Annotated in this window: 27 protein-coding genes, 1 tRNA gene and 1 pseudogene; 16 read left to right on the plus strand and 13 right to left on the minus strand. The window is 71.4% G+C overall.

What is annotated here, in order from left to right; genetic code table 11:
- Positions 1-12 precede the first annotated feature (12 nt).
- The 7 genes from HNR25_RS08370 to HNR25_RS08400 form a co-directional block, all read right to left on the minus strand.
- Positions 13-1,278, minus strand: a complete 1,266-nt coding sequence (locus HNR25_RS08370) for a DUF2398 family protein (RefSeq protein WP_184634113.1) — start codon at positions 1,276-1,278, stop codon at positions 13-15.
- A gap of 124 nt (positions 1,279-1,402) precedes the next feature.
- Entirely contained in the window at positions 1,403-2,065 is a 663-nt protein-coding gene (locus HNR25_RS08375) for a DUF2397 family protein (RefSeq protein WP_312862416.1), read from the minus strand.
- Positions 2,066-2,329: 264 nt separating this feature from the next.
- On the minus strand, positions 2,330-2,860 hold the full coding sequence (locus HNR25_RS08380) for a hypothetical protein (RefSeq protein ID WP_184634115.1): 531 nt from the start codon (positions 2,858-2,860) through the stop codon (positions 2,330-2,332).
- 199 nt (positions 2,861-3,059) lie between these two features.
- A complete protein-coding gene (locus HNR25_RS08385) occupies positions 3,060-3,347 on the minus strand; it encodes a cousin-of-CoaP protein (protein WP_184634116.1) in 288 nt (95 codons plus the stop codon).
- Between the two features lie 14 nt (positions 3,348-3,361).
- Positions 3,362-3,607 (minus strand): cousin-of-CoaP protein, encoded by a 246-nt coding sequence (locus HNR25_RS08390; RefSeq protein ID WP_184634117.1) that lies wholly within the window; start codon positions 3,605-3,607, stop codon positions 3,362-3,364.
- Positions 3,608-3,621: 14 nt separating this feature from the next.
- The gene (locus HNR25_RS08395; RefSeq protein WP_184634118.1) at positions 3,622-3,867 is read right to left on the minus strand and encodes a cousin-of-CoaP protein; all 246 of its coding nucleotides are present in this window, start codon (positions 3,865-3,867) and stop codon (positions 3,622-3,624) included.
- 58 nt (positions 3,868-3,925) lie between these two features.
- Entirely contained in the window at positions 3,926-4,171 is a 246-nt protein-coding gene (locus HNR25_RS08400) for a cousin-of-CoaP protein (protein ID WP_184634119.1), read from the minus strand.
- Between the two features lie 770 nt (positions 4,172-4,941).
- Between HNR25_RS08400 and HNR25_RS08405 the strand changes: the two genes are divergently transcribed.
- Complete coding sequence (locus HNR25_RS08405; RefSeq protein WP_184634120.1) at positions 4,942-5,661, plus strand: DUF4386 family protein; 720 nt, start codon at positions 4,942-4,944, stop codon at positions 5,659-5,661.
- Positions 5,662-5,977: 316 nt separating this feature from the next.
- Here the strand turns inward: HNR25_RS08405 and HNR25_RS08410 are convergent, their stop codons facing one another.
- The gene (locus HNR25_RS08410; RefSeq protein WP_184634121.1) at positions 5,978-6,385 is read right to left on the minus strand and encodes a hypothetical protein; all 408 of its coding nucleotides are present in this window, start codon (positions 6,383-6,385) and stop codon (positions 5,978-5,980) included.
- A gap of 214 nt (positions 6,386-6,599) precedes the next feature.
- On the opposite strand from HNR25_RS08410, the gene HNR25_RS08415 reads away from it, so the two are divergent.
- The gene (locus HNR25_RS08415) at positions 6,600-6,902 is read left to right on the plus strand and encodes a site-specific integrase (RefSeq protein ID WP_312862417.1); all 303 of its coding nucleotides are present in this window, start codon (positions 6,600-6,602) and stop codon (positions 6,900-6,902) included.
- Positions 6,903-7,111: 209 nt separating this feature from the next.
- On the opposite strand, the gene HNR25_RS08420 is transcribed toward HNR25_RS08415, so the two are convergent.
- A tRNA-Tyr gene (locus HNR25_RS08420) sits at positions 7,112-7,193 on the minus strand.
- A 283-nt stretch (positions 7,194-7,476) separates the two neighbouring features.
- On the opposite strand from HNR25_RS08420, the gene HNR25_RS08425 reads away from it, so the two are divergent.
- A complete protein-coding gene (locus HNR25_RS08425; protein ID WP_184634122.1) occupies positions 7,477-7,974 on the plus strand; it encodes a YajQ family cyclic di-GMP-binding protein in 498 nt (165 codons plus the stop codon).
- Positions 7,975-8,052: 78 nt separating this feature from the next.
- On the opposite strand, the gene HNR25_RS08430 is transcribed toward HNR25_RS08425, so the two are convergent.
- Positions 8,053-8,916: a M48 family metalloprotease gene (locus HNR25_RS08430; RefSeq protein WP_184634123.1), complete on the minus strand. Its 864-nt coding sequence runs from the start codon at positions 8,914-8,916 to the stop codon at positions 8,053-8,055.
- A gap of 637 nt (positions 8,917-9,553) precedes the next feature.
- On the opposite strand from HNR25_RS08430, the gene HNR25_RS08435 reads away from it, so the two are divergent.
- The 7 genes from HNR25_RS08435 (at position 9,554) to HNR25_RS08465 (ending at position 17,083) form a co-directional block, all read left to right on the plus strand.
- Complete coding sequence (locus tag HNR25_RS08435) at positions 9,554-11,401, plus strand: 2-oxoacid:acceptor oxidoreductase subunit alpha (RefSeq protein WP_184634124.1); 1,848 nt, start codon at positions 9,554-9,556, stop codon at positions 11,399-11,401.
- Between the two features lie 73 nt (positions 11,402-11,474).
- The gene (locus HNR25_RS08440; protein ID WP_184638992.1) at positions 11,475-12,473 is read left to right on the plus strand and encodes a 2-oxoacid:ferredoxin oxidoreductase subunit beta; all 999 of its coding nucleotides are present in this window, start codon (positions 11,475-11,477) and stop codon (positions 12,471-12,473) included.
- Positions 12,474-12,757: 284 nt separating this feature from the next.
- Positions 12,758-14,299, plus strand: a complete 1,542-nt coding sequence (locus tag HNR25_RS08445) for a fatty acyl-CoA synthetase (protein WP_184634125.1) — start codon at positions 12,758-12,760, stop codon at positions 14,297-14,299.
- Between the two features lie 84 nt (positions 14,300-14,383).
- Positions 14,384-15,046, plus strand: a complete 663-nt coding sequence (locus HNR25_RS08450) for an SDR family oxidoreductase (RefSeq protein WP_184634126.1) — start codon at positions 14,384-14,386, stop codon at positions 15,044-15,046.
- Positions 15,047-15,194: 148 nt separating this feature from the next.
- Positions 15,195-15,725 (plus strand): hypothetical protein, encoded by a 531-nt coding sequence (locus HNR25_RS08455; RefSeq protein WP_184634127.1) that lies wholly within the window; start codon positions 15,195-15,197, stop codon positions 15,723-15,725.
- Between the two features lie 366 nt (positions 15,726-16,091).
- Positions 16,092-16,301, plus strand: coding sequence for a hypothetical protein (locus HNR25_RS08460; RefSeq protein WP_184638994.1), 210 nt, complete (start codon positions 16,092-16,094; stop codon positions 16,299-16,301).
- A gap of 197 nt (positions 16,302-16,498) precedes the next feature.
- Positions 16,499-17,083, plus strand: a complete 585-nt coding sequence (locus HNR25_RS08465) for a Uma2 family endonuclease (protein WP_184634128.1) — start codon at positions 16,499-16,501, stop codon at positions 17,081-17,083.
- 85 nt (positions 17,084-17,168) lie between these two features.
- On the opposite strand, the pseudogene HNR25_RS08470 reads toward HNR25_RS08465, so the two are convergent.
- Positions 17,169-17,330: pseudogene (locus HNR25_RS08470) on the minus strand (VOC family protein); the annotation flags it as partial.
- A gap of 58 nt (positions 17,331-17,388) precedes the next feature.
- On the opposite strand from HNR25_RS08470, the gene HNR25_RS08475 reads away from it, so the two are divergent.
- The 6 genes from HNR25_RS08475 to HNR25_RS08500 all read left to right on the plus strand — a co-directional run bounded on the left by HNR25_RS08475 (position 17,389) and on the right by HNR25_RS08500 (position 24,636).
- Positions 17,389-17,940: a pyridoxamine 5'-phosphate oxidase family protein gene (locus tag HNR25_RS08475; RefSeq protein ID WP_246464129.1), complete on the plus strand. Its 552-nt coding sequence runs from the start codon at positions 17,389-17,391 to the stop codon at positions 17,938-17,940.
- Between the two features lie 116 nt (positions 17,941-18,056).
- On the plus strand, positions 18,057-18,881 hold the full coding sequence (locus HNR25_RS08480) for a helix-turn-helix domain-containing protein (RefSeq protein WP_184638998.1): 825 nt from the start codon (positions 18,057-18,059) through the stop codon (positions 18,879-18,881).
- A gap of 261 nt (positions 18,882-19,142) precedes the next feature.
- Entirely contained in the window at positions 19,143-20,168 is a 1,026-nt protein-coding gene (locus HNR25_RS08485; RefSeq protein WP_184634129.1) for an iron-siderophore ABC transporter substrate-binding protein, read from the plus strand.
- A complete protein-coding gene (locus HNR25_RS08490; protein WP_184634130.1) occupies positions 20,165-21,217 on the plus strand; it encodes a FecCD family ABC transporter permease in 1,053 nt (350 codons plus the stop codon). Before HNR25_RS08485 ends, HNR25_RS08490 begins: the two co-directional genes overlap by 4 nt.
- 41 nt (positions 21,218-21,258) lie before the next feature.
- Entirely contained in the window at positions 21,259-22,293 is a 1,035-nt protein-coding gene (locus HNR25_RS08495) for a FecCD family ABC transporter permease (protein ID WP_184639000.1), read from the plus strand.
- 366 nt (positions 22,294-22,659) lie between these two features.
- The gene (locus HNR25_RS08500) at positions 22,660-24,636 is read left to right on the plus strand and encodes a serine hydrolase domain-containing protein (RefSeq protein ID WP_184634131.1); all 1,977 of its coding nucleotides are present in this window, start codon (positions 22,660-22,662) and stop codon (positions 24,634-24,636) included.
- Between the two features lie 155 nt (positions 24,637-24,791).
- On the opposite strand, the gene HNR25_RS08505 is transcribed toward HNR25_RS08500, so the two are convergent.
- Both HNR25_RS08505 and msrA read right to left on the minus strand, forming a co-directional pair.
- Positions 24,792-25,289: a hypothetical protein gene (locus tag HNR25_RS08505; protein WP_184634132.1), complete on the minus strand. Its 498-nt coding sequence runs from the start codon at positions 25,287-25,289 to the stop codon at positions 24,792-24,794.
- Positions 25,290-25,378: 89 nt separating this feature from the next.
- A complete protein-coding gene (msrA, locus tag HNR25_RS08510; protein WP_184634133.1) occupies positions 25,379-26,038 on the minus strand; it encodes a peptide-methionine (S)-S-oxide reductase MsrA in 660 nt (219 codons plus the stop codon).
- Between the last annotated feature and the right edge of the window lie 35 nt (positions 26,039-26,073).

Here is a 26,073-nt window from a genome sequence, read left to right on the forward strand (position 1 = left end):
CGGGCCACCGGGTCATCGCGCGGTGGTCGGCGGTGCCTCGGCGCCGTCCGGTGCTCGGTCTTCGTCGGAGGTTCCCTCGGCGGGGGAGGTCGGGAAACCGCCGGAGGGCCGCCCGCCGTAACGCGCGGCCGCGGCCCGCAGCCGCCACCCCGATCGGTCGTCGCCGCGGGAGTCGGGGCGGTGCAGCAGGCCGGTTTCGTGCAGCAGGCGCAGGGCCCGGGCCGCGAGCGTATCGGGGTCGGGCTCCTGGCGCAGTGCCGACCGCGTGCCGCGGCCGGGCTCGTCCCGGGCCTCGGCGGCGAGTACCGCGGCGAGTTCGCTCTCCAGCACGTCCTCGGGCACCGCCACTGCGCTTTCCGGGACGGTGCCCGGGCGCAGCCGGGCCACCAGCCGCTCCAGCAGCAGCAGCGCCGCCTGACCGACCGGGGTGGCGCTGGGGAAAGCGGCCACTCCTTCGGCAGCGGCCTCGCCCGGCATGATCAGGGCGACGCCCTCGGCACGGATCTCGGCCTCGCAGCCGAGCAGGCCGCCGAGCTCGGCCGCGGCCCTCCACTGGTGATTGGCGAGTCTGCGGCGCTGGCGTTCGGACAGGTCGGCGCGGTAGACGACGGCGGTCTCGGCGAGTGCGCGCCGCAGGGCGATCTCCCCGGCGTCCTCGCCCGCGGGGTCGGCGGCGCCGTGCCCGTCGACGAACGCGCGGGCGTCGGCGGTGGAGTGGGGCTGGTGGGCGACCACGCGGCGCACGATCTCCGGGTACACGTCCAGCAGCACCTCCGCGCCGGAATCGTCGGCGTAAGCGGCCAGTGCGCCCCGCTGTTCGCCGATCGCGCCCCAGTCGGCGAGTTTGCGCAGAGCGGCGGTGAAGGCCCGGCGCTCCCCCATCCGCTCGCGCGGATCCAGAGCGAGCCCGGCCTCGGCGGCGGCCGCGCCGACGTCCTCGGCGAGCCGGTCGACGGGCAGGGTGGCGGGGGCCTCGACGAGCACGGCCAGGCACAGCGCGAGGTAGGTGTAGGTGCGCGGCGTGAAGTGGGCGCCGCTGGGCCGGGTGAGGGGGCGGGCCGTCTCCCGCGCCAGGCCGGTCTTGGCCAGGCGGGCGTAGTCGGCGGCGACGGTCAGCTCGTATCCGAGGACCCGGCGGAAACGCTGGATCAGCCAGTCGGAGTGGGCCCGGACGAGGGCGAAATCCTCGGGATGGGTGCGGTCGGTGACGATCGGATCGGCCAGCAGCCGCCGCGCGGCCGCCTGGCGTTCGCCCGTGAGGGCGATGTCCTCGGTCACGGTCGTCGCCACCTCCTGGCGTCGCTGTGGGCGGGGTGCTCGGGGCCGCCGCGTGGCGGGCCCGCTCGCGGGGGACGGACCGCACGGAGGCGGTGCGCTCGCGCCGGCGGGCCGGCGGGGCGCCTCAGTCTTCGCGTGCGAACGGCAGCGGGGTGCCGGAAGCGGGTGCGGGGCGGGAGCGGGATTCGGCGTCGGGGATTTCGGCGGTCTCGTCGGGGGCGTCGAAGGAGGTCACTCGCAGGCGTAGCCCTTCGAGGCCGAGATCGCCGTCGGCGCCGCGCAGGGTGATGGCCGCGCGGGGGTCGTGGCGGATGTGCAGGCGGACGCCGAGTTCGAGGTCGCCGGCCGAGACGGGGTGGCGTGTCGCGTCACCGGTCCCCAGCGCGGCGGTGAGCAGTTCCATCAGGACCTCCATAGCGGGCGTGGAGAGCCGGATACGGGAGTCGCCGCCGGTCGCCTCGGACAGGACCCGGCGCAGCTCCTGGGCGGCCGAGCGGCGCCAGTGGGCGGAGGACTCGGCGGCGTCGCGCAGCCGGGAGCGCTGCTCGGCGTGGTCGCGGACTTCGGCGGCGGGCAGGGCGTTGGCCAGGCGTGCGGCCGCGCCGTCGGCCAGCGGCGCCGTCCACCAGCTGGACGCGGCTCCGACCGGGTCCTCGCCGGGGCCGCCGAGGTGGGTCGCGCCGTGCACGGCGAAGGCCGCGGAGCAGATCTCGTGGGCGGAGCGGGGGTCGGCGTCCTCGAACCAGGCCGCCAGGCGCAGCAGGGCGGCACGGCCGTGCCGGGGCACCGGCCCGTCCGCCCGTGTGCGCCCGGGCACCCGTTGCCGGGCCCCTGCGGCTCCGCCGCCGGGACCCTCCGTTCTCGCCTGATCCGCTGAGACACCCACAACTCAGCAGACTAAAGACCCCTGGCCACCGTCGCGGACCGAACCTGGGGATCCGCGGCCGCAATCGGACCGGTCGAACCCGTTTGACCTGCGATGAAACCGAGACGGGTATTTCTCGTGCGATGCCGTCGCGCTGCGGCGGCGGCCGCGCCGCCGAGGCCGCGGTCACCACGCCGAGGGCAGCGTCAGCCGACCGGTACCGACCTCGCTCACCCGGTCGCGCATCCCGTCGGGGAAACCGGCGCGTCCCGCGAAGGAGTAGTGCGCGTAGAAGGCGGTGCCGTCGACGACCTCGGCGCCGCTGAGTTCGACGCGCACCGGGTAGGGGCTGTCCTGGCATTCGGGCAGGCACCAGGTGCCCCGGACTCGCCCGTCGGCGGTCGCAGGGCCCCCGCCCCAGGAACTCCACTCCAGGCCGGTGAAACTCGTGGAAGGGGTGGCGACGAGGTTCTCGGGCCGGCGTTCGGACTCGCCCTGCTCGCTGCCGTAGGTGTTGAAGACGAAGATCCGATCCGGGGGCTCGGCCGGCGCGGACGCCTCGTCGCGCGGTCCCATCCCCGCCGTGGCCGACGGAGGCGCGGCGGGTGAAGCGTCCTGCCCGTCACCGCGCCCGTCCGGGACCGCGGCGCAGCCGCCGAGCTGGGCGGTCAGGAACAGCGCCGCCGCGGCGCGGGCGGCCGGGGCGTCGGTGCGCATGGGATCCTCCTGGTCGCCGGCCTTCGCCGGGATGTGCACGGGGAAATGCGCGGCGTCCGCCGCTGCGGACGGGGCCCGACACACAGCGGTCCCCCGGCACCCGCGGGTGCCGGGGGACGCAGGCCTGCTGAGCGCGGATCCGCACAGCGGCGCCGCCGTGGGGCGCACCGGCCTCAGGCGGCGCCGCGCCGCGCGACCACTACTCGTGCGCGTGGCCCTCGGGGATGGCGTCGTAGGCGTCCTGGGAGTCCAGGTTCACCGCCGACGGCCCGTTGGTGCAGTCGCCCGTGGTCTGCGGCGACAGCACCGGCACGGTGGCCCCGAGCACGGCCACGTTGGCGTTGCAGACGGAGACGGGCAGGACCTGCAGGTTCTGATCGAACTGCTGGTCGCCGCCGTGGGTCTGCGCCTGCGCGGGGCCGGCCAGCAGGAGCGCCCCGAGGGCGGCACCGGCGACCGTTCCCGCTGCGACGAGGTTGCGCAGCATCTCTCGACCAGCTCCTAGTCGACGTTGGCCGAGACGGGGCCGTTGGTGCAGTCGCCCGTGGTCTGGGGCGACAGCACCGGCACGGTCACGCCGATCGCAGCGGCGACGTTGGCGTTGCAGGACTGCGCGGCCACACCCTGCAGGTTCTGGTTGTACTGCTGGTCGCCCCCGTAAGAGCCCGCGTTGGCGGGAGAGGCGGCGACAACGGCCCCGAGGGCCGCACCGGCGATCACGCCGGCGATTCCCAGCTTGCGCAGCATCCGGATCACCTCTCCTAGTCGACGTTGGCCGAAACGGGGCCGTTGGTGCAGTCGCCCGTGGTCTGCGGCGACAGCACCGGCACGGTCACGCCGATCGCAGCGCCGACGTTGGCGTTGCAGGACTGCGCGGCCACACCCTGCAGGTTCTGGTTGTACTGCTGGTCGCCCCCGTAAGAGCCCGCGTTGGCGGGAGAGGCGGCGACAACGGCCCCGAGGGCCGCACCGGCGATCACGCCGGCGATTCCCAGCTTGCGCAGCATAGGGAATTCCCTTCTTACTGTGAAACGCATGGAAAGTGGATGAAGCGGGTCCGCGCCGTCAGTCGACGTTGGCGGTGCTGGGGCCGTTGGTGCAGTCGCCCGTGGTCTGCGGCGACAGCACCGGCACGGTCGCGCCGAGCACCGAGGCGTTGGTGTTGCAGAGCTGGATCGGCACGACCTGCAGGTTCTGGTTGAACTGCTGGTCGCCCCCGTAGGGGCCTCCGGCGTGCGCGGGGCCAGCCATCAGCACAGCGCCCATCGCGGCGCCGGCGAGCAGACCGGCAGCGGTCAACTTCTTCATCACGATTCCCCCGGAATTATCAATACGAGGTGCTGGAGAAAGACGCATCGAGGCGCCCGTTGTCGCGGTGGACGGAAGCAATCATCGACTCCCCGGACTGTTTTTGTCAACGCCGAAACCAGTGAAATCGATATGTCCGGTTCATCCGCTGATCCCTTATTTACCGGGAGCGTGGACTAATCTACCGGAATAAATTTACCCGCCTTTCCGAATGGTTTGAAGTGACCGTGACGCCGCGGCACTGAAACAAAGTCCGATTTGCCTCGGGCATTCCGGGCGTACTTCCGCCGCCCGCGGCGACACGCCGCTGCACACCCGGCACGCCCCGCAGCTCCCCCGCCACGGCGGCCGATCCGCCGTGGCGCCGGCACGGCCGGTTCCGGGCATGACGAAATGCGCATCGGCGCAGAACAAGCGGCGTGCATAGGCCGGAGAGGCGGACCGCGGCGTCGGGACGACGGGCCGAGCGGCCGCTCCGAGCCTAGCCGCGGCCGCTCCCCGGAACCCGGTGGTTCCTCCGATCCCCAGCCGGTGTTCTCCACGGCCGCCGCCGGACTCCGGGACGCCGCGCGCCCCCTTTCCGGGGAATCCCGTCAGGCGGTGACCGACACGTCCGCCTTCGCCGCGTATTTCCGATCGGTGCCCCTGAGGACGGATATCGGGAATTCCCCGATCGGAAATCCAGGCCCGGCCCGGATGCGGAGATTCCCCGGACGGCGGGACCGTTTCCGCACGACACCGCACACGGCACGCACGGAAGGGGGATGAGGACCATGGCCGAACCCGTGCCGGAGACGGCGACCGAGCGGGTGGCGGACGACGGCCGGACGCAGCGGTTCCGGGCGGTGACCGCCGGAGTCCTGGCGCCGGCCGGCGCCGTCGCGACCACCGTCGGCAGTCTCCTGCAGCAGCGAGCGGAGATTCCGCGCGGCGATCCAGCCGGAGTCCTCGACCACGTCGCCGGGCATCCGTGGTTCGCCGCGGCCCTGCTCGCCGTACTCGGGACGCTGTGCTGGGCTGTGGCGTTCCCGGCCGCCGACCGCACCCTGCGGGACCCGGTCAGCAGGGCGGCCGCCCGGATGGCGGAGCCCGTCCTGATCACGGCGGCCGCGGTCTTCGCCGTGACCTACGCCCACGACGGGCTCAGCAGCGGGGTGCTCGCCCAGGAGTGGGCGTCCGGCGAGCGCGGCGCCACGGCGCTCGCCGACATCCGGGTCGTGGAAGGACTCGTCGGAGGCACGTCGATCCTGGCCCAGGCCCTGCTCGGCCTGGCGCTGGCCCTGTACGCCCTGGCGATGCTGCACAGTCGGCAGTACCCGCGCGTGCTGTCCTGGACCGGGGTCGTCGGGACCCTCGGATGGTTCGCGGGCGGAACGGCGCTGTTCCTGCAGCTCCCCGGAGCCTCGTTCGCGCTGCTGCTTCCGTTCGTCGGGCTCGCGACGCTCTGGACGCTGGGCGTGGGGATAGCGCTCCTTCGCCAGGCACCGAACTGACCGGCGAGAACGAGCGCGGGGTCATCACCGCGTATTCGCCGCGACCGGCCAACCTCAGCCGGACACGGTGGGACGCAGCCGGACGGCAGCAAAACGCGCCCTGACCGTGTACTCCCTGGTCAGGGCGCGTTCCCGCTGGGTGGCAGGTCAAGGATTCGAACCTTGGAAGGCTGAGCCGGCGGTCTTACAGGACTCGCGCAACCATGGGGTGACCTGCGATGACGCTAGCTGGCGCGCAACTTCGCCGCGGCCGGTGGCCGACGAAGACCGACGAAGGGTCCGGATCAAGCCCGCCCCTGCTGTCGGAACCCGCCGGCTACTTGGGCTGAGCGATGAAGAACACCAAGGCGGCGGAAACACCGGTAGCGATCGTGGCGACGTTGGCCAAGGCAGGTAGTGCGGTCTTCCAGCTGGCCCAGAGGCTGGCCCCCAGTTCGCGCCAGCGACGGTAGTTCAGCAGCATGCTCAGGTTCTGCCACTTGTGCTCTTGAAAGTGGCATCCCCGCAGCAAACCAGAGGCGTTGTTGCGGCAGCGGCCTTGCTCACGACGGTTCCACGCTTGGCAGGGGCGAGGGACCTGGAAGAAGAAGTAGAACATGGAGATTGCGGCCAGTACCAGGATGACCCCCGTACCGACCTCGGGGTTGAGCCACCCTAGGAGGGCACCTGCGAACGGCAGGTACCCCCAGTACTTCCATGCGGCGCGGCGCCTGTTTCGGGCCATCGGCGTGGTCTCCAGCCAGTGATCGTCGATTACGCACTGTGTTCGGTGCGCAGCCGATACTCATACGCCGTACTCGATCGATCACAGAGACGCCGAGGAGAGAGTTGAGTGTTGAGTCGGAGACTATGACGTCACCCGGCCGAGACTATGCAGCCCGCACCGGCGACTCACCGAAACCGCCCCCGCTCGAATCCGGGGCCGGACGGTACACCGCATGCAGTACTCCTGCACGAAGAGCAGCGCGCCCCGCACGAACTTGTACCCGGTCTGGAGCAAAGCCCGCGCGATCGCCCTGCCACCGGACAGGGTCGCCACTCCCCTCGCCCTGCGCCCATACGACCTGCGGCATGCGGCCGTGTCGACGTGGCTCAACTCGGGGGTGCCGGCGGCCAAGGTCGCCGAGCGCGCCGGGCACTCGGTGGCCGTCCTCCATCGGGTCTACGCGAAATGCCTCGACGGTGACGACGCGATCGCCAACGCGCGGATTGAACGGGTCCTGGATGGCGACAACGGGTGAGATCGCCCGCAGAGCTGGGGGTTCCGGATGCCGGGACCCCCTTCGTGCGTCCGGGCTGACCTGCGACAGCACGCGCGGAATCGTTCCGCGGATATTCCGCAACCAGCCGCACAGGGTTACTGCGGGTGGCCTACGGCTGCACATGCCGGATACAGAAGAACCCCCGCACGTCCGCACATCTGTGCAGATCAGCGGGGGTTTCCCGTGGGTGGCAGGTCAAGGATTCGAACCTTGGAAGGCTGAGCCGGCGGTTTTACAGACCGCTCCCTTTGGCCGCTCGGGCAACCTGCCTGGGGTGCGGCGACTCCTCGTCGCGGCGCGGAAGAAACACTAGCGGATATGGCGCCCGGATACGAAATCGGTTCCGCAGGCGGGCCAGAGGCGAGCCGCACGCGGGCCGTAGGCGGGCCCCACGCGAGCAGGATGCGGGTGCTCCGCGCGGGCGGAGGCGGCCCCCGGTTAAGCTCGGGCCCTGTCGCAGCCTGCGGCCTCACACGGCGCACGGCTGCGCCGACAGCGCGGGCCGCGGACCTCGCGGCCCTGGAACCGCATTTGTTCGAAGGTGTGAGCGCACGTGGCCGCTGAATCCAGTTTCGACGTCGTGTCCAAGCTCGACCGCCAGGAGATCGACAACGCGCTGAACCAGGCGGCCAAGGAGCTCGCGCAGCGCTTCGACTTCAAGGGCACCGGAGCCACCGTGGTCTGGCAGGGCGAACAGGCGGTGGAGATCCGCGCCAACGCCGAGGAGCGGGTCAAGGCCGCCCTGGACGTGTTCAAAGAGAAGCTCGTCAAGCGCGGCGTGTCGCTGAAGGTCCTCGACACCGACGAGGAGCCCAAGGCCTCGGGCAAGGAGTACCGGCTGGCGGTCTCCCTCAAGGAGGGCATCTCCACCGAGGACGGCAAGAGGATCTCCAAGATCATCCGCGACGAGGGCCCCAAGGGCGTCAAGGCCCAGATCCAAGGCGACGAGCTGCGCGTCAGCTCCAAGAAGAAGGACGAGCTGCAGACCGTGCAGAACCTGCTCAAGGAGAAGGATCTGGACATCGCGCTGCAGTTCGTGAACTACCGGTGAGGCTGCCCCCGTCCGCCAGACGCCGTGCGGTTCGCGTGCCGCCGGCCGCGGGGGGCGCCCTCTGCGGCCGGCGGAAGGTCAGATGCCGCCCCAGCGCTCGGAGAGGTCCCGCAGGCGGCGGATGCGGTCCTGGACCGGCGGGTGGGCCGCGAAGAGCTTGTTGAGGCCGCGCTGCGGGAACGGGTGGGCGATCATCAGATGGCTCACCGCCAGCAGCGGGCGCTCGGTCGGCAGGGGGTGGGTGCGGGTGCCGATGTCGATCTTGCGCAGCGCGGCGGCCAGCGCCAGCGGTTCGCCGGTCAGCTCCGCGGCGGCGCGGTCGGCGCGGTATTCGCGCGAGCGGCGCACCCCCAGCCGGATGACGCCCGCCGCCATCGGTCCCAGCACCAGGAACAGCAGGGCGCCGAGCACACTGGGAACGTCCTCGTCCTCGGAGTCGCCCAGCGGCAGCAGCAGCGCGAGCGCGGTCAGCGACGTGATCGCCGCCGCGATGGCTCCGGCCACCGCGCACACCAGGGTGTCGCGGTTGCGGATGTGCGCGAGCTCATGGGCGAGGACTCCGCGGAGTTCGCTCTCGTTGAGGGTGCGCAGCAGGCCGGTGGTGCAGCACACGGCAGCGCAGCGCGGGCTGCGGCCGGTGGCGAAGGCGTTGGGCGCCGCGGTGGGCGAGAGGTAGACCCGCGGCATCGGCTGGCGCGCCCGAGTCGCCAGGTCGCGCACGATCCGGTACAGGTCGGGTTGCTCGATCTCGCTGACCGGTCGCGCACGCATCGCGCGCAGCGCCAGGCTGTCGCCGAAGAGGAAGACGACGGCGGTGAGCCCCACCACCGCGACGATGCCGATCTGCAGCCCCTGTACTCCCCCGGCGAGCCAGCTCGCCACCACGACCAGAGCCGAGACCCCGACCAGCAGGGCCGCTGCGCGGATCGTGTTGAGCTGCACGGCTCCTGGCCTCCCTCGGTCCCGGGCCCCCTCCAGGCCACTTCTGGGGAGCAAACGCGCGGATCGATCCCTCGCGTTCCCGTTTCGGCAGGCGAACCCGCCGGACCCCGCTCGGACCCGTCGGCGCCGCGATCCCCCGCGGCCGCTCCGCGCGGGCGGGGCATTCCCGCCTCTGGGAAAGCCGCGGTTTCCTCCCGAACACGGGCCTTCCTGCTGTGAAATCGCCCACTCGCTTCGATTGCGGCGGGAGCGACCGCCTATAGTGCGAGAGTGGCCGCTTTTCTTTCGACGACCGCCGAACCGGGGGTTCCGCTCACCGGTCGGCGGCACGTGGACCTCGTGCGCATAGCACGCGAGCCTTGTTGTCCCTGACACAGCGCCCATCCACGCACCGGCCGCCGCCGGCCGAACGGCTTCTCGGCAAGGGCGCCGAGCCCGCTCGGATCCCTGCCGCTCCGTCGGCGGGCGCGCCACAGCCGCGGTACGGCTGCGCGCCGGTGCCCAGGTCAGGTCCCCGCTCGAAATACCGTGTCCGGCCACCCTCCGGCCCTGCCGGTCGAAAACGTGGTGGTGAGGACTCTGCCAACCTGAGCCGTCGACCCCATACGGCGGCTCGACGAGGAGGTCGGCGATCCCCGTGACCAAGCAGGTCCAGCAGATCGATCGCGTCATCATCCGCTTCGCAGGCGACTCCGGCGACGGCATGCAGCTGACCGGAGACAGGTTCACCCAGGAGACGGCGTCCTTCGGGAACGACCTGTCGACCCTGCCGAACTTCCCCGCGGAGATCCGCGCACCGGCGGGCACTCTGCCGGGCGTCTCCAGCTTCCAGCTCCACTTCGCGGACCACGACATCATGACGCCGGGCGACGCCCCCAACGTCCTCGTGGCCATGAACCCCGCAGCGCTCAAGGCCAACATGGAGGACGTGCCGCGCGGCGCGACGATCATCGTCAACACCGACGAGTTCACGAAGCGCAGCATGGCCAAGGTGGGCTACGACAGCGATCCGCTGTCGGACGGCTCGCTGTCGGAGTACAAGGTCAGCCAGGTTCCCCTGACCTCGATGACCGTCAAGGCGCTGGAAGAGTTCGACATCTCCAAGAAGGACGCCCAGCGCGCGAAGAACATGTTCGCGCTGGGGCTCCTTTCGTGGATGTACAACCGGCCCACCGAGGGCACTCTGGGCTTTCTGAAGTCCAAGTTCGCCGGCAAGCCCGAGATCCTGGCCGCCAACGTGGCAGCGTTCGAGGCGGGGTGGAACTTCGGTGAGACCACCGAGGACTTCGCCGTCTCCTACGAGATCAAGCCGGCCACGCTGCCCGAGGGCACGTACCGCAACATCACGGGCAATCTGGCGATCTCTTATGGGCTGATCGCGGGATCGCAGCTGTCGGGGCTGCCGATGTTCCTGGGCTCCTACCCCATCACGCCCGCGTCGGACATCCTGCACGAACTCTCCAAGCACAAGCACATGGGCGTGCGCACGTTCCAGGCCGAGGACGAGATCGCCGGCGTGGGTGCGGCGCTGGGCGCCGCGTTCGGCGGTTCGCTCGGGGTCACCACGACGTCGGGGCCGGGGATGGTGCTCAAGGCCGAGTCCCTGGGCCTGGCGGTGATGACCGAGCTGCCGCTGCTGGTGATCGACGTGCAGCGGGCCGGGCCGAGCACGGGCATGCCCACCAAGACCGAGCAGGCCGACCTGCTGATGGCGATGTTCGGGCGCAACGGCGAGTCCCCGGTTCCGGTGGTGGCGCCGCAGTCGCCGTCGGACTGCTTCGACATCGCGATCGAGGCCACCCGCATCGCGACCAAGTACCGCACTCCGGTGATCGTGCTCTCCGACGGCTACCTGGCCAACGGCTCCGAGCCCTGGCGCATCCCCGACGTCGCCGGCCTGCCCGACCTGACTGTCGATTTCGCCGCCGCCTCCGACGGGCAGAGCGAGTTCCGGCCCTACGACCGCGACCCCGAAACACTGGCCCGTCCGTGGGCGGTGCCGGGAACGGCCGGGCTGGAGCACCGCATCGGCGGCATCGAGAAGAGCGACGGCACCGGCAACATCTCCTACAGCCCGTCCAACCACGACCTGATGGTGCGCTCCCGCCAGGCCAAGGTCGACGGCATCGCCCGGGACATCCCGGAGCTGGAGGTCGACGACCCCACGGGCGACGCCGACGTCCTCATCCTCGGCTGGGGCGGAACCTACGGGTCGATCGGCGCGGGCGTGCGCCGGGTGCGGCGCGCGGGCGGCAAGGTCGCCCAAGCCCACCTGCGCCACCTCAACCCCTTCCCGGAGAACCTGGGCGAGGTCCTGCGGTCCTACGACCGCGTGATCGTCCCCGAGATCAACCTCGGCCAGCTGGGGACGCTGCTGCGCAGCAAGTACCTGGTCGACGTCATCGGCTACACGAAGGTCCGCGGCCTGCCGTTCAAGGCCGAAGAGCTGGCGGGCGTGATTCAGGAGGTCATCGACCGTGTCTGAGGGCAACGGCAATGGGACGGGCTCGGGCTTCAAGGGCCTGAGCCTGGTCCCCGGCACCGATACCGAATACAAGATGAAGGACTTCAAGTCCGATCAGGACGTGCGGTGGTGCCCGGGCTGCGGCGACTACGCGATCCTCGCGGCCTTCCAGGGGTTCCTTCCGGAGCTGGGCGTTCCGCGCGAGAACATCGTGATCGTCTCGGGCATCGGGTGCTCCTCACGGTTCCCCTACTACCTGAGCACCTACGGGATGCACTCGATCCACGGCCGGGCGCCGGCGATCGCCACCGGGCTGGCGTCGAGCCGCCCCGACCTGTCGGTGTGGGTGATCACCGGCGACGGCGACGGCCTGTCCATCGGCGGCAACCACCTCATCCACGCGCTGCGCCGCAACGTCAACGTCAACGTGCTGCTGTTCAACAACCGCATCTACGGGTTGACCAAGGGGCAGTACTCGCCGACGTCGGAATCCGGCATGGTCACCAAGTCCTCGCCGGCGGGATCGCTGGACACCCCGTTCAACCCGGTGTCGCTGGCGCTGGGCGCCGAGGCCGGGTTCGTGGCCCGCACCGTCGACTCCGACCGCAAGCACGTCACCAGTGTGCTGCGGGCGGCCGCCGATCATCAGGGCGCTTCGTTCGTGGAGATCTACCAGAACTGCCCGATCTTCAACGACGACGCGTTCGGGCCGCTGAAGGACGCGAGCGAGCGCGACATGCGGCTGCTGCGCATGGAGCACGGGGAGCCGCTGCGCATCGGATCCGACCGGGGCGTCGTGCAGGGCGACTACGGCGAGCTGCAGACGGCCGATGTCGCCGACGTGGGTGAGGACGCGCTCGTGCGCCACGACGCGCACCGGCAGGACCCCGGCTATGCGTTCGCGCTCTCGCGCATGGACTACCCGGCGTTCGAGCACGTGCCGATCGGGGTGTTCCGCGACGTGGACCGGCCTACCTACGACGGGCGGATGAACGACCAGCTGGCCGACGCCCGCACGGAGCGCAGCGGCCACGCCGAGCTGGAGTCGCTGCTGGCCAGCGGCGACACCTGGACGGTGAACCACTCGGGCTGATCCGGCGGTAGACGCCGACGAGGACGGCGGCGGGCGGCTGCGCGCATGCGCGGCCGCCCGCCCCGTCGCACGGCCGGTCCCGCCGAGCGCCGGGGCGGAGGCCGGGGCCGGACGGACTCCGACCGGGGCGGCTGCACGCGCCGAACAGTTCTCGTTCTGCCGTGCGGCGATCCGTCCACAGGCCGCCGGTCGTGTCTGGCCTCCGTGCCGTCCCGCGGCCTAGGTTGGGGGTGCGTGATGCCGCAGGAGGGGCGGCACCGGCGCTCGACACGGTGGGAGGCGGCATGGGAGCCGGTGAGACGGCACAGACCAGAGCGAGCACGGTCGACGGCGTGGTGCGCAGGACCGCGGCTCGGGTTCCCGACCGGACCGCGCTGCGCTTCGGCGACCGCGAATGGACCTTCGCCGAGCTCGATCAGGGGGCGACGCGGGTCGCGGCGTGGCTGCTGGGCCTCGGGCTCACCCGCGGCGACCGGGTGGCCGCCTACGGCCACAACTCCGACGCCTACCTGCTGGCGTTTCTGGGCTGCGCCCGCGCCGGCCTGATCCATGTTCCGGTGAACCACAACCTCGGCGGCGCCGAACTGAGCTACCTGCTGTGGCAGTCGGGCAGCATCGTCGTACTGGCCGACGCCAAGCTCGCCGGGCGGGTCGAGGAGGTCCGCTCGCAGATCCCGGCGCGGGAGGTGCTCGCGCTGCGGGGAGCCGAGGAGTCGGTGCTGGAGGTGGCGCGCGACCCCGACGCCCCCGGCGAGGTGTTCGCCGAAGTCGGCGACACCGATCTGGTCCAACTGCTCTACACCTCCGGCACCACCTCCCGGCCCAAGGGCGCGATGATGACCCACCGCGCGCTGGTGCACGAGTACCTCAGCTGCCTGCACAGCCTCGACATCACCGAGAACGACAGCATGCTGCACGCCCTGCCGCTGTACCACTCGGCGCAGATGCACGTCTTCTTGATGCCGGCCCTGGCTGCGGGCGCCTACAGCGAGGTCGTCGAGAAGCCCGAGCCCGCCGACCTGCTGCGCCGCATCGAGGAGACCGGCGTCACGGCGTTCTTCGCCGCGCCCGCCGTCTGGGCGGCGCTGTCCGACCACCCCGATTTCTCCGTCCGCGACCTGTCCGGGCTGGCCAAGGCCTACTACGGCGCGGCGATCATGCCGGTTCCGGTGCTGGAGCGGATCCGGGAGCGCCATCCGGGGATCGGCTTCTACAACTGCTTCGGGCAGAGCGAGATCGGCCCTCTGGCCACCGTGCTGCGCCCTGAGGAGCACGTCGAGGGGCGGATGGAGTCCTGCGGGCGCCCGGTGCTGTTCGTCGAGGCGCGCCTGGTCGACGATCGCGGAGGCGACGTCGGCCCGGACGAGCGCGGCGAGGTCGTCTACCGGTCCCCGCAGTTGTGCGCGGGCTACTGGGACAAGCCCGAGGAGACCGCCGAGGCGTTCCGCGACGGCTGGTTCCACTCCGGCGACGTCGCGCGGCGCGATTCCGAGGGCTACTTCACGATCGTGGACCGGGTGAAGGACGTGATCAACAGCGGCGGCGTGCTCGTCGCGCCCCGGGAGGTCGAGGACGTGCTGTACCAGCACCCCGCGGTCGCCGAGGCGGCGGTGATCGCGGTCCCCGACGCCGCCTGGGGCGAGGCGGTCACCGCGGTCGCGGTGCTGAAGGACCGGGTCGGCGAAGACGAGCTGATCGCGTTCGTGCGCGGGCGCCTCGCAGGGTTCAAAACGCCCAAACGCGTGCACGCCGTCGACGAACTTCCGCGCAATGCCAGCGGAAAGCTGCTGAAGCGCGTGCTGCGGGAGCGCTTCGGCGCGTCTTGAGCGGGCGGGCCGCAGTGGCCGCGGCTCCGCATCGATGCGGGCCGCCGCGCGGACGGTGTCGGCGCAAGGGAATACCCTGCGGGTATGCGTATTGTCATCGCCGGAGGACACGGCAAAATCGCGCTGCGGCTCGAACGGCTCCTGGCCGAGCGCGGCGACACGCCGGTCGGCCTCATCCGCAATCCCGACCATGCCGACGACGTGCGCGCGGCCGGTGCCGAGCCCGTCGTGATCGACCTGGAGAGCGCCACCGTCACCGAGCTCGCCGAGAAGGTGATGGGCGCCGATGGGGTCGTTTTCGCCGCCGGTGCCGGGCCCGGCAGCGACGCCGAGCGCAAGTCCACCGTCGACCGCGACTCCGCTCGGTTGCTGGCCGACGCGGCCTCGCTGGCCGGTGTTCGGCGCTACATCATGGTCTCGGCCATCGCAGTGGACGAAGGCCCGGCGCCGGACGCCGAGCCGGTGTGGGCCGCCTATGTCGAGGCCAAGCGCGCGGCCGACGACGATCTGCGCCAGCGCAGCCTGGAGACGGACTGGACGATCCTGCGCCCGGGCCGGCTCACCGAGGATCCGGGAACCGGGGCGGTGCTGCTTGCGCCGGAGGTGGAGCGGGCGGAGATCCCGCGCGCGGACGTCGCCGCGGTGATCGTCGCGCTGATCGACGAGCCCTCCACCGTCGGAAAGGTGCTTGAGCTGGTGAGCGGGTCCACGCCGATCGCAGATGCGGTCGAGGCCGCCGGATCCTGACCCGTCGGGGGTTTCTGGCTAGAACTCCCGCAAAAGAGGCATGATGGGTGCGGACGTGCCCGGCGGAGTGGCTCCTCGGCTGACGTGGATGGCGGGCAACGCTCAACAGGCAGGCGAGCGCCGCACAGAGCAGATGGGTACGGGTGAAATGAGCGTCACGCAGGTCGTGAGGGACAGCACTGTCGTCGAGCACGCGAAGGTCGCCGCGCAGCAGAAGCGCCGGATGTTCATCGTGCAGCTGGACATCGACAATTACGATGAGGCGTCCAGCAAGGTCCGCCCCGGTCTGACCCGCATCCTGGAGGGGATCGAGGAAACCGGGTGGCGGCTGGATCAGATCACCCCCAGCCCGGACGAGGGCGGCGCGGCGTCGCGCCTGTTCATCTTCCGCCCGGAGGCAGCGGGCGGCCAGCAGGCACCCGGGTACCCCACGACGGGGCAGCAGGCGGCTTATCAGCACTACCCCGCCGGTGCGCAGCCGCAGCACCAGGACCCCTACGGCGGTTACCAGTACCAGACCGGGCAGCAGTACGGCCAGGGCTACCAGCAGCAGTACCAGTACCCGGGCTACGGCCAGCAGCAGTACCCCGGTTACGGGCAACAGCAGCAGCCGGGTTACGGACAGCAGCAGCCCGGCTATGGGCAGCAGTACCCGGGCTACGGCCAGCAGGGCTGGTGAAACGGATCCGGCCGTAAGCGCGCCGGCGCCTGCGGATCGGGGACGGGTCCGACCGAGGCGCCGCCCGAACGGCTCGACGGCCCGCGTGCCGAGCACGCGGGCCGTTCGCATGCCCGCACCGAAGTCCGGGGCGCCGACACGCCGACGCCGCACGCCCGCGGCCGGAGGTGCCGCGGCGCTCGGCGGCGAGGGGCGACACGCCCGTTCTGCGCGGAAAGCCGGATCCTCGCAGTTCACGGACTAAATAATCGTCGACGTTCTGCCCGTAATGACGTGACGCATCCGGACGACTACGTTACGTTTCTAATCGCGGGGCGGAGAGCAACGCCGTCCCCAGAAGCTTCCCGTATGTCCGAGAGGAATCCCATGAACCGCATCGCCAAGGTCTCCGGCCTCGTCGCCGCCACCGCTCTCGCCTTCGGCGCCATGGCCGGCACCGCCAGCGCCGACAACAACGCCGACGTGCAGAACATCACCGTCCCGGTGTGCGTCGACGTGCTCCAGGCCTCGGGCGTCGCCCCCGACGGCTGCTCCGTCATCGACGTGCACGACGAGAAGGGCCTCGGCGTCAGCTGAGTCCGGTCCGCCGGAACACCGGGCCCGGGCGGCATCGCGACCGCCCGGGCCTTCGTCGTCTCCGGAGGAGGACCCGCGACTGCGGCGTACACCCCCAAGCCGGGCACGCCGGCGGAGAAATCCCCGCGTACTCGCCCGTAACCCGACACCCGCCTGAATGCTGGCCTCCATGCACGTGGGGAGGCAGCATGGCGGTCATGAGCATCGGGAAACCGGACCCGCCCGCCGGGAGACTGACGGTCCAGGACCTGGCCCGCACGCCGGACGACGGCCGGCGCTACGAACTGGCCGACGGGAAACTCGACGTGTCCCCGGCGCCGGTGTTCCTGCACACCCTGATCGAGGGACGGCTGTGCACCCACCTCGGGAGCGTTGCACCGTCCGAGTTCGCGGTCCTGCCTGGGGCGGGTATCAACCTCACCGCGGACCGCACGCGCCACCGCGTCCCGGATCCGGCGGTGATCCGATTGAGCGACGCCGACCACCCCTACCTCACACGCCCGCCCGCCCTCGCCGTCGAGGTCGTCTCCCCGGAGAGCGTGTTCCGCGACAACCACACCAAGCGACGGGAGTACGCGGAGTTCGGCATCGAGTCCTACTGGATCGTCGCCCCGGAAAAAGAGGGGATCATGGAGTTCCGCCTGGACGACGACCAGTACGTCGAGACGGCACAGGTCTACGGCGACGACGTCTTCGAGACCGACTTCCCCTTCCCCCTGAAGATCGTCCCCACCTGGCTCACCGCCGACGGCCCCTGGAAGCGGCACATCGGCGGCGAATGACCGCACACCGCGGATCCGCGGCCGCTCACTCCGGCAGCGGGGCCGCCGCAGTGCCCCGCGGCGGAGCCCGCCCGATCCGCCGGTGTCACTCGGGCGCGTGGCAGACGGCTTCGACGTTGTTGCCGTCGGGGTCGCGGACGAAGGTCCCGTAGAAATACGGGTGGTATTCGGGCCACAGCCGGGGCGCGTGCAGGACTTCGGCGCCGGCGGAGAGCGCGGCCGCGTGAAACGACTCGACGGCGGCGCGAATCCCGCTCGGGTTCTCCCGGTGCGCCTGACATTCGGTGTCAGGAATAGGCGTGACCATGGCCGGCATGTACGAGACCGGCACTGAACTCGACGAACTCCAGAATCTGCTCGACGCCTCGCTGAACCGGGCGGGCACCCACTTGCGGTCGATCTACGGGGCCGACGGGGAGCGGTCGGCCACGCTCACCGCCGAACAGCTCACCCGTGTGCTCACCGGGATGTGCACACTGGCGCTGTCCACGGTGACAGCCGAGGGGGAACCCCGCATCAGCGGCGTCGACGGCCACTTCCTGCACGGACGCTGGTTCGTGGGCACCGATCGCTCCGCGGCCAAGGCCCGCCATCTGGCGGCCCGCCCCGGCGTGAGCGTCGCCCACATGCGCGGTGAGGCCGTCGGCGTTTTCACCCACGGCGCCGCGGTCCCCATCACCCCGAAAGACGCGGAGGATCCGGAGGCTTCCGGGTGGCCCGCCGTGCTGGAGCACCTCGTCGCCCACTACGGCGAGTCCCCGATGAACTGGGGCGACGACATCGTCTACTACCGGATCGATCCGCACTGGATGACCGCCTACTGCATCGACCCGGACGCGGTGCTGTCCGCCCCCTGAAGCGCATTCCCGTTCCGCCCGGTGAGCGCCGGGCTGCAGCGCCCTCCGCGGTGCCGGGCCGGTCGGCGACCGGCCCGGCACCGCGGCATAGCCTGGACGGCGTGGCCGAACGAGACATCGGGGAGCCCGCGGCCGCCCCCGGGCTCCGTAGCGAAGCGCCGGGCGACGGCGCGACCGACCGGCGCACGCTCCCCCTCTACGGAGCGGGCGAGGTCGACGTGCCGTTCGTCGTCCTGAGCGGCGCCGAGACCATCGCCGCCGACACGTTCTGGGATGTGCATTCGCATCCGACCCACGAACTGCTCTGGAACGAGGAGGGTGCCTCCTCGGCGGTGATCGGCGGACGGATCTGGACGGTCACCCCCGCGGCGGGGCTGTGGATACCCGCCGGCATCCGCCATTCCGGCTGGACACCGGCGGGTATCCGCCATCGCGCCGCACAGTTCGCGGTCGATTCGGTCCCCTCGATCTCCGACGTTCCCGTCGCCGTGGAACTCACCCCGCTGCTGCGGCTCCTGCTCGACCGGCTCGACGCCGACGGCCTGGCACCGGCCGCACGGGCGCGCACGGAGGCGGTGGTGCTGGACCTGCTGGCCCCCGCCCGCAACGAGTTGACCCTGCGGATCCCGGAGTCGCCGCTGCTGGCACCCATCGCCGCCACCGTGCGCGACGATCCCGCGGACGCCACGACGCTGGCCGCGTGGGCCGGGCGGCTCGGCGTGAACACCCGGACGATCACGCGCGCCTTCCGCGCCGAGACCGGATTGGGGTTCAGCCGGTGGGTGGCGACCGCGCGCATGCAGCACGCCGTCGCGATGCTCGCGCGGGGAGACCGGATCGACGACGTCGCCGAACGTGTCGGTTATCACTCGGCGAGCGCGTTCGGCGCCGCCTTCCGGCGGATCACGGGGGCCAGTCCCGGGCGGTTCCCCTCCCAGTGAGGGTGTCCGGCGCATCCAGCCGTACACGGATGTCCGTTTCGCGATGAACACTGTCGCTCTTGCGCGATTGCACACAGAGCGCGCACCCGTCTAACTTCGGCTAGGCAAACCTAAGTCCGCCCCTGCGGCCGTGGGCGCGTGCTCGGCGCATACCGAACCGGACGTCCCCGCCGACCGGCGCCCGACCCGCGCGGGCCGACAGACGGCGAACAGGCCGGCCCCGAGGCCGACCGATCGGCTCGCCACAACCGAAGGGAAACCATGCCCCGCGTTTCAAGGCTGGTCGCACTCTCCACAGCTGCACTGCTCACCGCCGGTACCGCGGCCTGCTCCCCAGCACCGTCGAGCGACGAGGACGGCGGCTCCGGCGACTGGAGCACCGTCACCGTCGAGCACGCGCTCGGCACGACGAAGATCGAGTCCGAGCCCGAGCGCGTGGCGACCGTCAACTGGGCCAACCACGAAGTCCCGCTGGCTCTGGGCGTCGTACCGGTCGGTATGGCCGAGGCCAATTTCGGCGACGACGACGGCGACGGCGTACTCCCCTGGGTCGAGGAGCGGCTCGACGAGCTCGACGCCGACACCCCCGTGCTGTTCGACGAGACCGACGGCATCGACTTCGAAGCCGTCGCCGATACCCGTCCCGACGTGATCCTCGCCGCGTACTCCGGGCTGACCCAGGAGGACTACGACACGCTGAGCGAGATCGCCCCCGTCGTCGCCTACCCCGAGACCGCCTGGGGGACGCCGTGGCGGGAGATGATCGAGCTGAACAGCACGGCCCTGGGCATGGCGGAGGAGGGCGCACGACTCGTCACCGACATCGAAGGGCGGATCGAGGAGGCGGTCGCCGAGTACCCGGCGATCGAAGGCGACTCGGCGATGTTCCTCACGCACGTGGACACCACCGACCTCAGCGAAGTCAGCTTCTACACCACCCACGACACCCGCACCCGGTTTTTCGCCGACCTCGGCCTCACGGCGCCGGAGAGCGTCGCGAGCGCGTCCGCCGAAACCGGGGAGTTCTCCCTGACCCGCAGCGCCGAGCGGGCCGACTCCTTCGACGACGTCGACATCATCGTCACCTACGGCAGTGCGGAGCTCGTCGAAGCGCTGGAAGGCGACCCGCTGCTGTCGCAGATGCCGGCGGTGGACGACGGCGCGATCGTCAGCCTCCCCGGCGACGCCCCTCTGGGCACGGCCGCGAACCCGACCCCGCTGTCGATCTCGTGGGTCCTCGACGACTACCTGTCGCTGCTGGCCGAAGCCGCTGACGGCCAGCAGTGACACCGCACGCCGCACCGCCCGCACCGCCCGCGCCGGACACCGCCGGCCAGCGGCGCCCGGCGCGGGGCAGGGCCCTGTGGCTGGCAGTACTGCTGGGAGTGCTGGCCGCGCTCGTGTGGGCCTCGATCACCATCGGCTCCCGCGACGTCCCGTGGGCCGACGTCCTGGCGGCCCTGGGCGGCTCGACCGACGGCTTCGACCGGGCGGCGGTCGCCAAGCGGATCCCCCGCACCCTGCTCGCCCTCCTGGCGGGTTCCGCCCTCGCCGTATCGGGCGCCGTCATGCAGGGCGTGACCCGCAACCCGCTGGCCGACCCGGGGATCCTGGGCGTGAACATGGGCGCCTCGCTCGCCGTCGCCGCCGGTATCGCCTACTTCGGGCTCGCCTCGGCGACCGGCTTCGTATGGGTGGCTATCGCCGGTGCGGGCGCAACCGCGGTGTTCGTCTACATGATCGGCTCGCTGGGGCGCGGCGGCGCGTCACCGCTCAAGCTCGCCCTGGCCGGCGCGGCGACCTCGGCGGCGCTCGCATCGTCCATCAGTGCGGTCGTGCTCCCGCGCGGCGACATCGCCGACGGGGTCCGCTCCTGGCAGATCGGCGGGGTCGGGGGCGGGACGTTCGACGACATCGCGCAGGTGCTCCCGTTCCTCGCGGTCGGCCTGCTCCTCGGCCTGCTGTCGGCGCGCGGGCTCAACCTCCTGGCCCTGGGTGACGACCTCGCCGCCGGACTGGGAGAACGCGTCGCGGCCGCGCGGACGACCGCCTCGGCGGCAGCCGTCGTGCTGTGCGGGGCCACCACCGCCGCCACCGGCCCGATCGGCTTCGTCGGTCTCGTCGTCCCGCACGTGTTCCGCCTCCTCGTCGGTGTCGACCACCGGTGGCTGCTCCCGTTCTCGGCGCTGGGTGGAGCCGCCCTGCTCACGGCGGCGGACATCCTCGGCCGCGTCGTGGCGCGCCCCGGCGAGATCGACGTCGGGATCGTGACCGCGCTGATCGGCGGCCCCTTCTTCATCTACATCGTCCGCCGTCAGAAGGTTCGTGACCTGTGAGCACCTCCACGGCCGCTACCGTCGGCACAGCCGGATCCACCCTGGCCTCCGGGGCCTCCGGGGCCGCGCGCGCCGAGCGGAAGCGCCGCGTGCGCCGGCGCCGCACCGTGACCGCCGTCCTCGCCGCGCTGATCGTCCTCGTGTTCGCCGCGACCCTGATGGTCGGGCGGACCTTCTACCCGCCCGGCGACGTCGCGGCGGTGATCCTCGGGCAGGACGTGCCGGGCGCATCGTTCACCGTGGGGCGGCTGCGGCTGCCGCGCGCCGTACTGGCGGTGGCGGCCGGACTGTGCTTCGGTCTCGCCGGAGTCACGTTCCAGACCATGCTGCGCAACCCGCTCGCCAGCCCGGACATCATCGGCATCAGTTCGGGAGCCGGCGCGGCCGCGACCTTCGCGATCGTGGTGCTCTCGCTCGGCGGCACCGGGGTGTCGGTGTTCGCGATCGCGGCGGGACTGGCCGTGTCGCTGATCGTGTACGCACTGGCGTTCAAGCGCGGTACAGCCGGGACCCGGCTGATCCTGATCGGTATCGGCATCGCGGCGATGCTGGACAGCGTCACCGCATACGTACTCGACCGGGCCGCCCAGTGGGACCTCCAGGAGGCGATGCGGTGGCTGACCGGCAGCCTCAACGGGGCCGGCTGGGGCGACGCCGTCCCGGTCGCGGCAGCGCTGCTTGCGATCGGCCCCCTGCTGCTGTGGACGTCGCCCGACGTGGACGCGCTTCGGCTGGGCGACGAGACGGCGGCGGCCCTCGGCGTCCGGGTCGACCGGACCCGGCTCGTGGCATCCACCGGGGCGGTCGGACTCATCGCCTTCGCGATCGCCGCAACAGGACCGATCGCGTTCGTCGCCTTCCTCTCCGGCCCGATCGCCGCGCGCATCCTGGGGCCGAACGGCTCCCTGCTGGTTCCCGCCGCGCTGGTGGGCGCCCTGCTCGTGCTGGTCGCCGACCTCTGCGGCCAGTTCGCCTTCGGAACCCGCTACCCGGTCGGGGTCGTCACCGGCGTGTTGGGGGCGCCCTATCTCGTGTACCTGATCGTGCGCACCAACCGGGCGGGAGGCTCCCTGTGAGCCCACGCCCGCACCCGATGCGGCCGCGATCGGCGGCGCGTTCGTCGTCTGCCCGGTCGACCGGCCCTGAAGCTCCCCGAGAGCGGCAGGCGTGCCCCGGCCGTTCCCGCGTCCGGCAGCGCGGACGCCGAAGTAGCAGCACCGGCCGCGGAAGGGGCCGGTGCTTCCGGCGGTGCGGGGCTCGACGGCGGCGGGGCCGGCCTCCCGGCCGGTCACGATGTCCAGTCTGCTGCACATCCCGGGCCCCGCCTGCGGGCGGGTGGAGCGGGCAGTCTGCGCCGCTGTCCGCGAGGGCCCGGTCTCCTAATGTCGTCTCCAGTCAGCACAGCCCCCGGAAGACGACCGAAACGACGAGGAGACGGCTCCGTGCCACCACGAATCCACCCCCTGCTCTCCCTCTGCGCGGCGACGGCACTGGCCGTCGCCGTCGCCGCACCGTCGGCTCCGGCAGCCGCCGACGACGACGCCGCATCGGCCCCCGCGGCCGACCCCACCGCCGCCGAGGTCGAGACCTTCCTGAACGAGCGCGTCCCCGAACTGCTGAAGGAGAACGAGGTCCCCGGCGCCGCCGTGTCGGTCGTCGACGGCGGACAGCGGGTCTACGCGGGCGGGTACGGCGACGCCGACGCCGCCGAGGGCACGCCGGTCGACCCCGCCGAGACGTCGTTCCCGATGGCGTCGGTGAGCAAATCCTTCACCGCGACCGCGGTCATGCAGCTCGCGGAGTCCGGCGAGGTCGACCTGGACACCGACGTCAACGAGTATCTGCCCGGCGGCGCGCAGCTCCCCGACACCTACCCGGGCGACCCGGTGACGCTGCACCACCTGCTCACCCACACCGCCGGGTTCGAGGAGAGCGTGGTCGGGATGGCCACCGACTCCGCCGAAACCATGCTGCCGCTGAAGGGCTACCTTTCGACCTATCAGCCTGAGCGTGTCCACCCGCCCGGCCGGTTCGTCTCCTACTCCAACTACGGCACCTCACTGGTCGGCCTGGTCGTGCAAGAGGTATCCGGAGTGCCCTTCGCGGATTACCTCGACGAGAACGTCTTCGGGCCGCTGGGCATGGAGCACAGCGGCTTCATGCCCCCCGATCAGGCCGCCGAGCGATTCACGGTGCCCACGCTCCACGGCGCGACCCCGGAAACCGTTTCGGAGCCGCTGTTCGTCAACCAGAGCCCGGCCGGCGCCGGCTACGCCACGGCGACCGACATGTCGGACTTCATGCTCGCCATGCTCGGCGACGGCGCCTATGACGGCGCCCGTGTCCTCTCCGCGGAGAGCACTCAGGCGATGCTGACCAAGCAGGAGAGCCTCCACCCCGGGGTGGCGGGTGCCGGCTACGGCACGTGGGACAAGTCCCGCCAGGGCCCCCGGACCGTCGGGCACAGCGGCGACCTGCACGGCGCGCACACCGAGTGGGCCGTGGTCCCCGAGCTCGGCTTCGGCGTCTACGTCGCGGTGAACGGCGACGGCACCTCCGCGAATCCGCTGAAGGACGCCCGCGCGCAGATCCTGGACGCGGTGCTCGACGAGTTCGCCGGGCCCGATACCGCCTCGGGCGGCGCCGGCGTGGCAGACGACGGCAGCGATCAGGCGGCAAGCGCCGCCGACGGCCCGCTGGACCGCTACGCCGGCACCTACGTCTCCACTCGCAACAGCGAGAACGACGCCTCCGCGGCCCTGGAAGTCCAGGACCAGACCTCCGTCTCGGTGACCGGCGCCGGCACGCTGCACACGTCCAACAGCTACCTCGGCGAGACCGACTGGACGTCCGTGGAACCGGGGCTGTTCGTCTCCGACGGCGGGGAGCGTCTGGCCTTCGACGAGGCCGGCGGCGAGGTCATCGGCCTGTCCTTCGGCTCGCTGGCGCCCCAGGCCTACGAGAAGGTCGCCTGGTACGACGCGCCGAACCTGCGCTTCGCCGGGGCCGGTGCGGCGCTGCTGGTCATGTGCTCGCTGCTCGCGTGGCCGGTGATCGCTCTGGTGCGACGGATCCGCGGCACGTCCCGGCAGCGCTCGGCCGGCACCCGCACCGCGGCGGCGCTGGCAGCGGCAGCACTGGCGATCTGCGCCGGCTACCTCGGATTCTTGATCACGCTGCTGGGCGACAGCGACCTGCTGGAGAACCTGTTGTTCACCGGGTCGCCGCTGCTGACCCTGCCGCTGACCGCGGCCGGGCTCGTCGCGGTGGCGATGGTGGTCGCCGCGGCCCTGTCCTGGTTCCGCCGCTGGTGGAACCTCGCGGGCCGGATCCACTACACGCTGGTGACCCTTGCGCTGTGCCAGTTCGTGAACGTCGCCGCCGCCTACAACCTGGTCTGGCTGCCTCCGGCGGCCTGACTGCGAAGCGCCGTCCCTACCGTGTGGGCACGCCGGAGCGCCCCGGCGTGCCCACACGATCGTCAGCGCACCCGCGCCGGCACCCGGGCTTGATCCCCGTCCGACAGGCCGTTCCGGTCATCCGCCGGCTCCCGGACGCCACCCGCCCCGCCCGGTCACGCGAACGACTCCGAATACAACTCGTCCTGCTGCTCGTGATCTGTTTCGAGACAGCCGTCACCTCGAACATAAAAGGCGCCGGCCGAATAGCATCTGTTGAAGAACGAAACCATCCGCCCCAAGCTTGGAAATTCGACTTCGGTCGGCTCGCCCTTGAGAACGCCCGCCACCGCCGGCGCCCCGCCCGGCTCCCACACAGCCGCATACATATCCGCCCCGCCGCCGACGAGAACCGGCACCCAGTGTTCGCCTAGGACCGGATCTCCTGCATACGCCGGTTTCAAGCCGACCGCCTCGTCCAATGAAACCGGGGCGTATCCTGGGATCATATTTGTACTGCCTTGGTCCTGCCCGGGATGGATCTCGATCCCGCCACACCAGCCGAACCACGTCACGACTTCTTCCGGGACCTGTGGCCCAAGGTGTTCTGCAACCCGGGAAGAGCTGCTTCCCGGGGCGATCCACCGGGCCACCGGACGCTCCAGCTCGTTCAACGCACCTAGGAGTGCACCGAGCTCGCGCGAAAGCATTCAACCCCTTCAACAGGACCTCGTCCGATGCACCGGGACCGTCTCCGCGAAGCTCAGGCGCGGGCCACTCCCACGGGGCAGGTGGCGCCGGTCTCGCCGAGACCGCAGTAGCCGTTGGGGTTCTTGGCGTCGGAGAGGTACTGCTGGTGGTAGCCCTCCGCGAAGTAGAACGGGCCGGCCGGGGCGATCTCGGTGGTGATCGCGCCGTAGCCCGCCTCGGTCAGGACCCGCTGGAACGCGTCGCGGGAGGACTCCGCCGCCTGCCTCTGGGTCTCGCCGTGGCAGAGGACGGCCGAGCGGTACTGGGTTCCCGTGTCGTTGCCCTGGCGCATGCCCTGGGTGGGGTCGTGGTTCTCCCAGAAGACCTTGAGCAGGTCGGTGTAGGAGATGACGGCGGGATCGAAGACCACCCGCACGGCCTCGGTGTGGCCCGTGCGGCCGCTGCACACCTCTTCGTAGGTGGGGTTGGGGGTGTAGCCGCCGGCGTAGCCCACGGCCGTGGCGACGATGCCGCCGCCGGCGCCGATCTCCCAGAACGCGCGTTCGGCGCCCCAGAAGCAGCCCATGCCGAATTCGGCGATCTCGCTGCCCTCGGGGTAGGGCGGGGCCAGAGGCGTGCCGAGCACCTCGTGGCGCTCGGGTACCGGCATCGTGGCGTCCCGGCCGGGCAGTGCCTGCTCCGGCGTGACCATGGTCATCTGCGTACCGAACATGCCTCCAGGCTACCCGGCGGGCCAAGCGCCCTCCG

This window comes from Streptomonospora salina (genome assembly GCF_014204715.1).
In the GTDB taxonomy this organism is placed as follows: domain Bacteria; phylum Actinomycetota; class Actinomycetes; order Streptosporangiales; family Streptosporangiaceae; genus Streptomonospora; species Streptomonospora salina.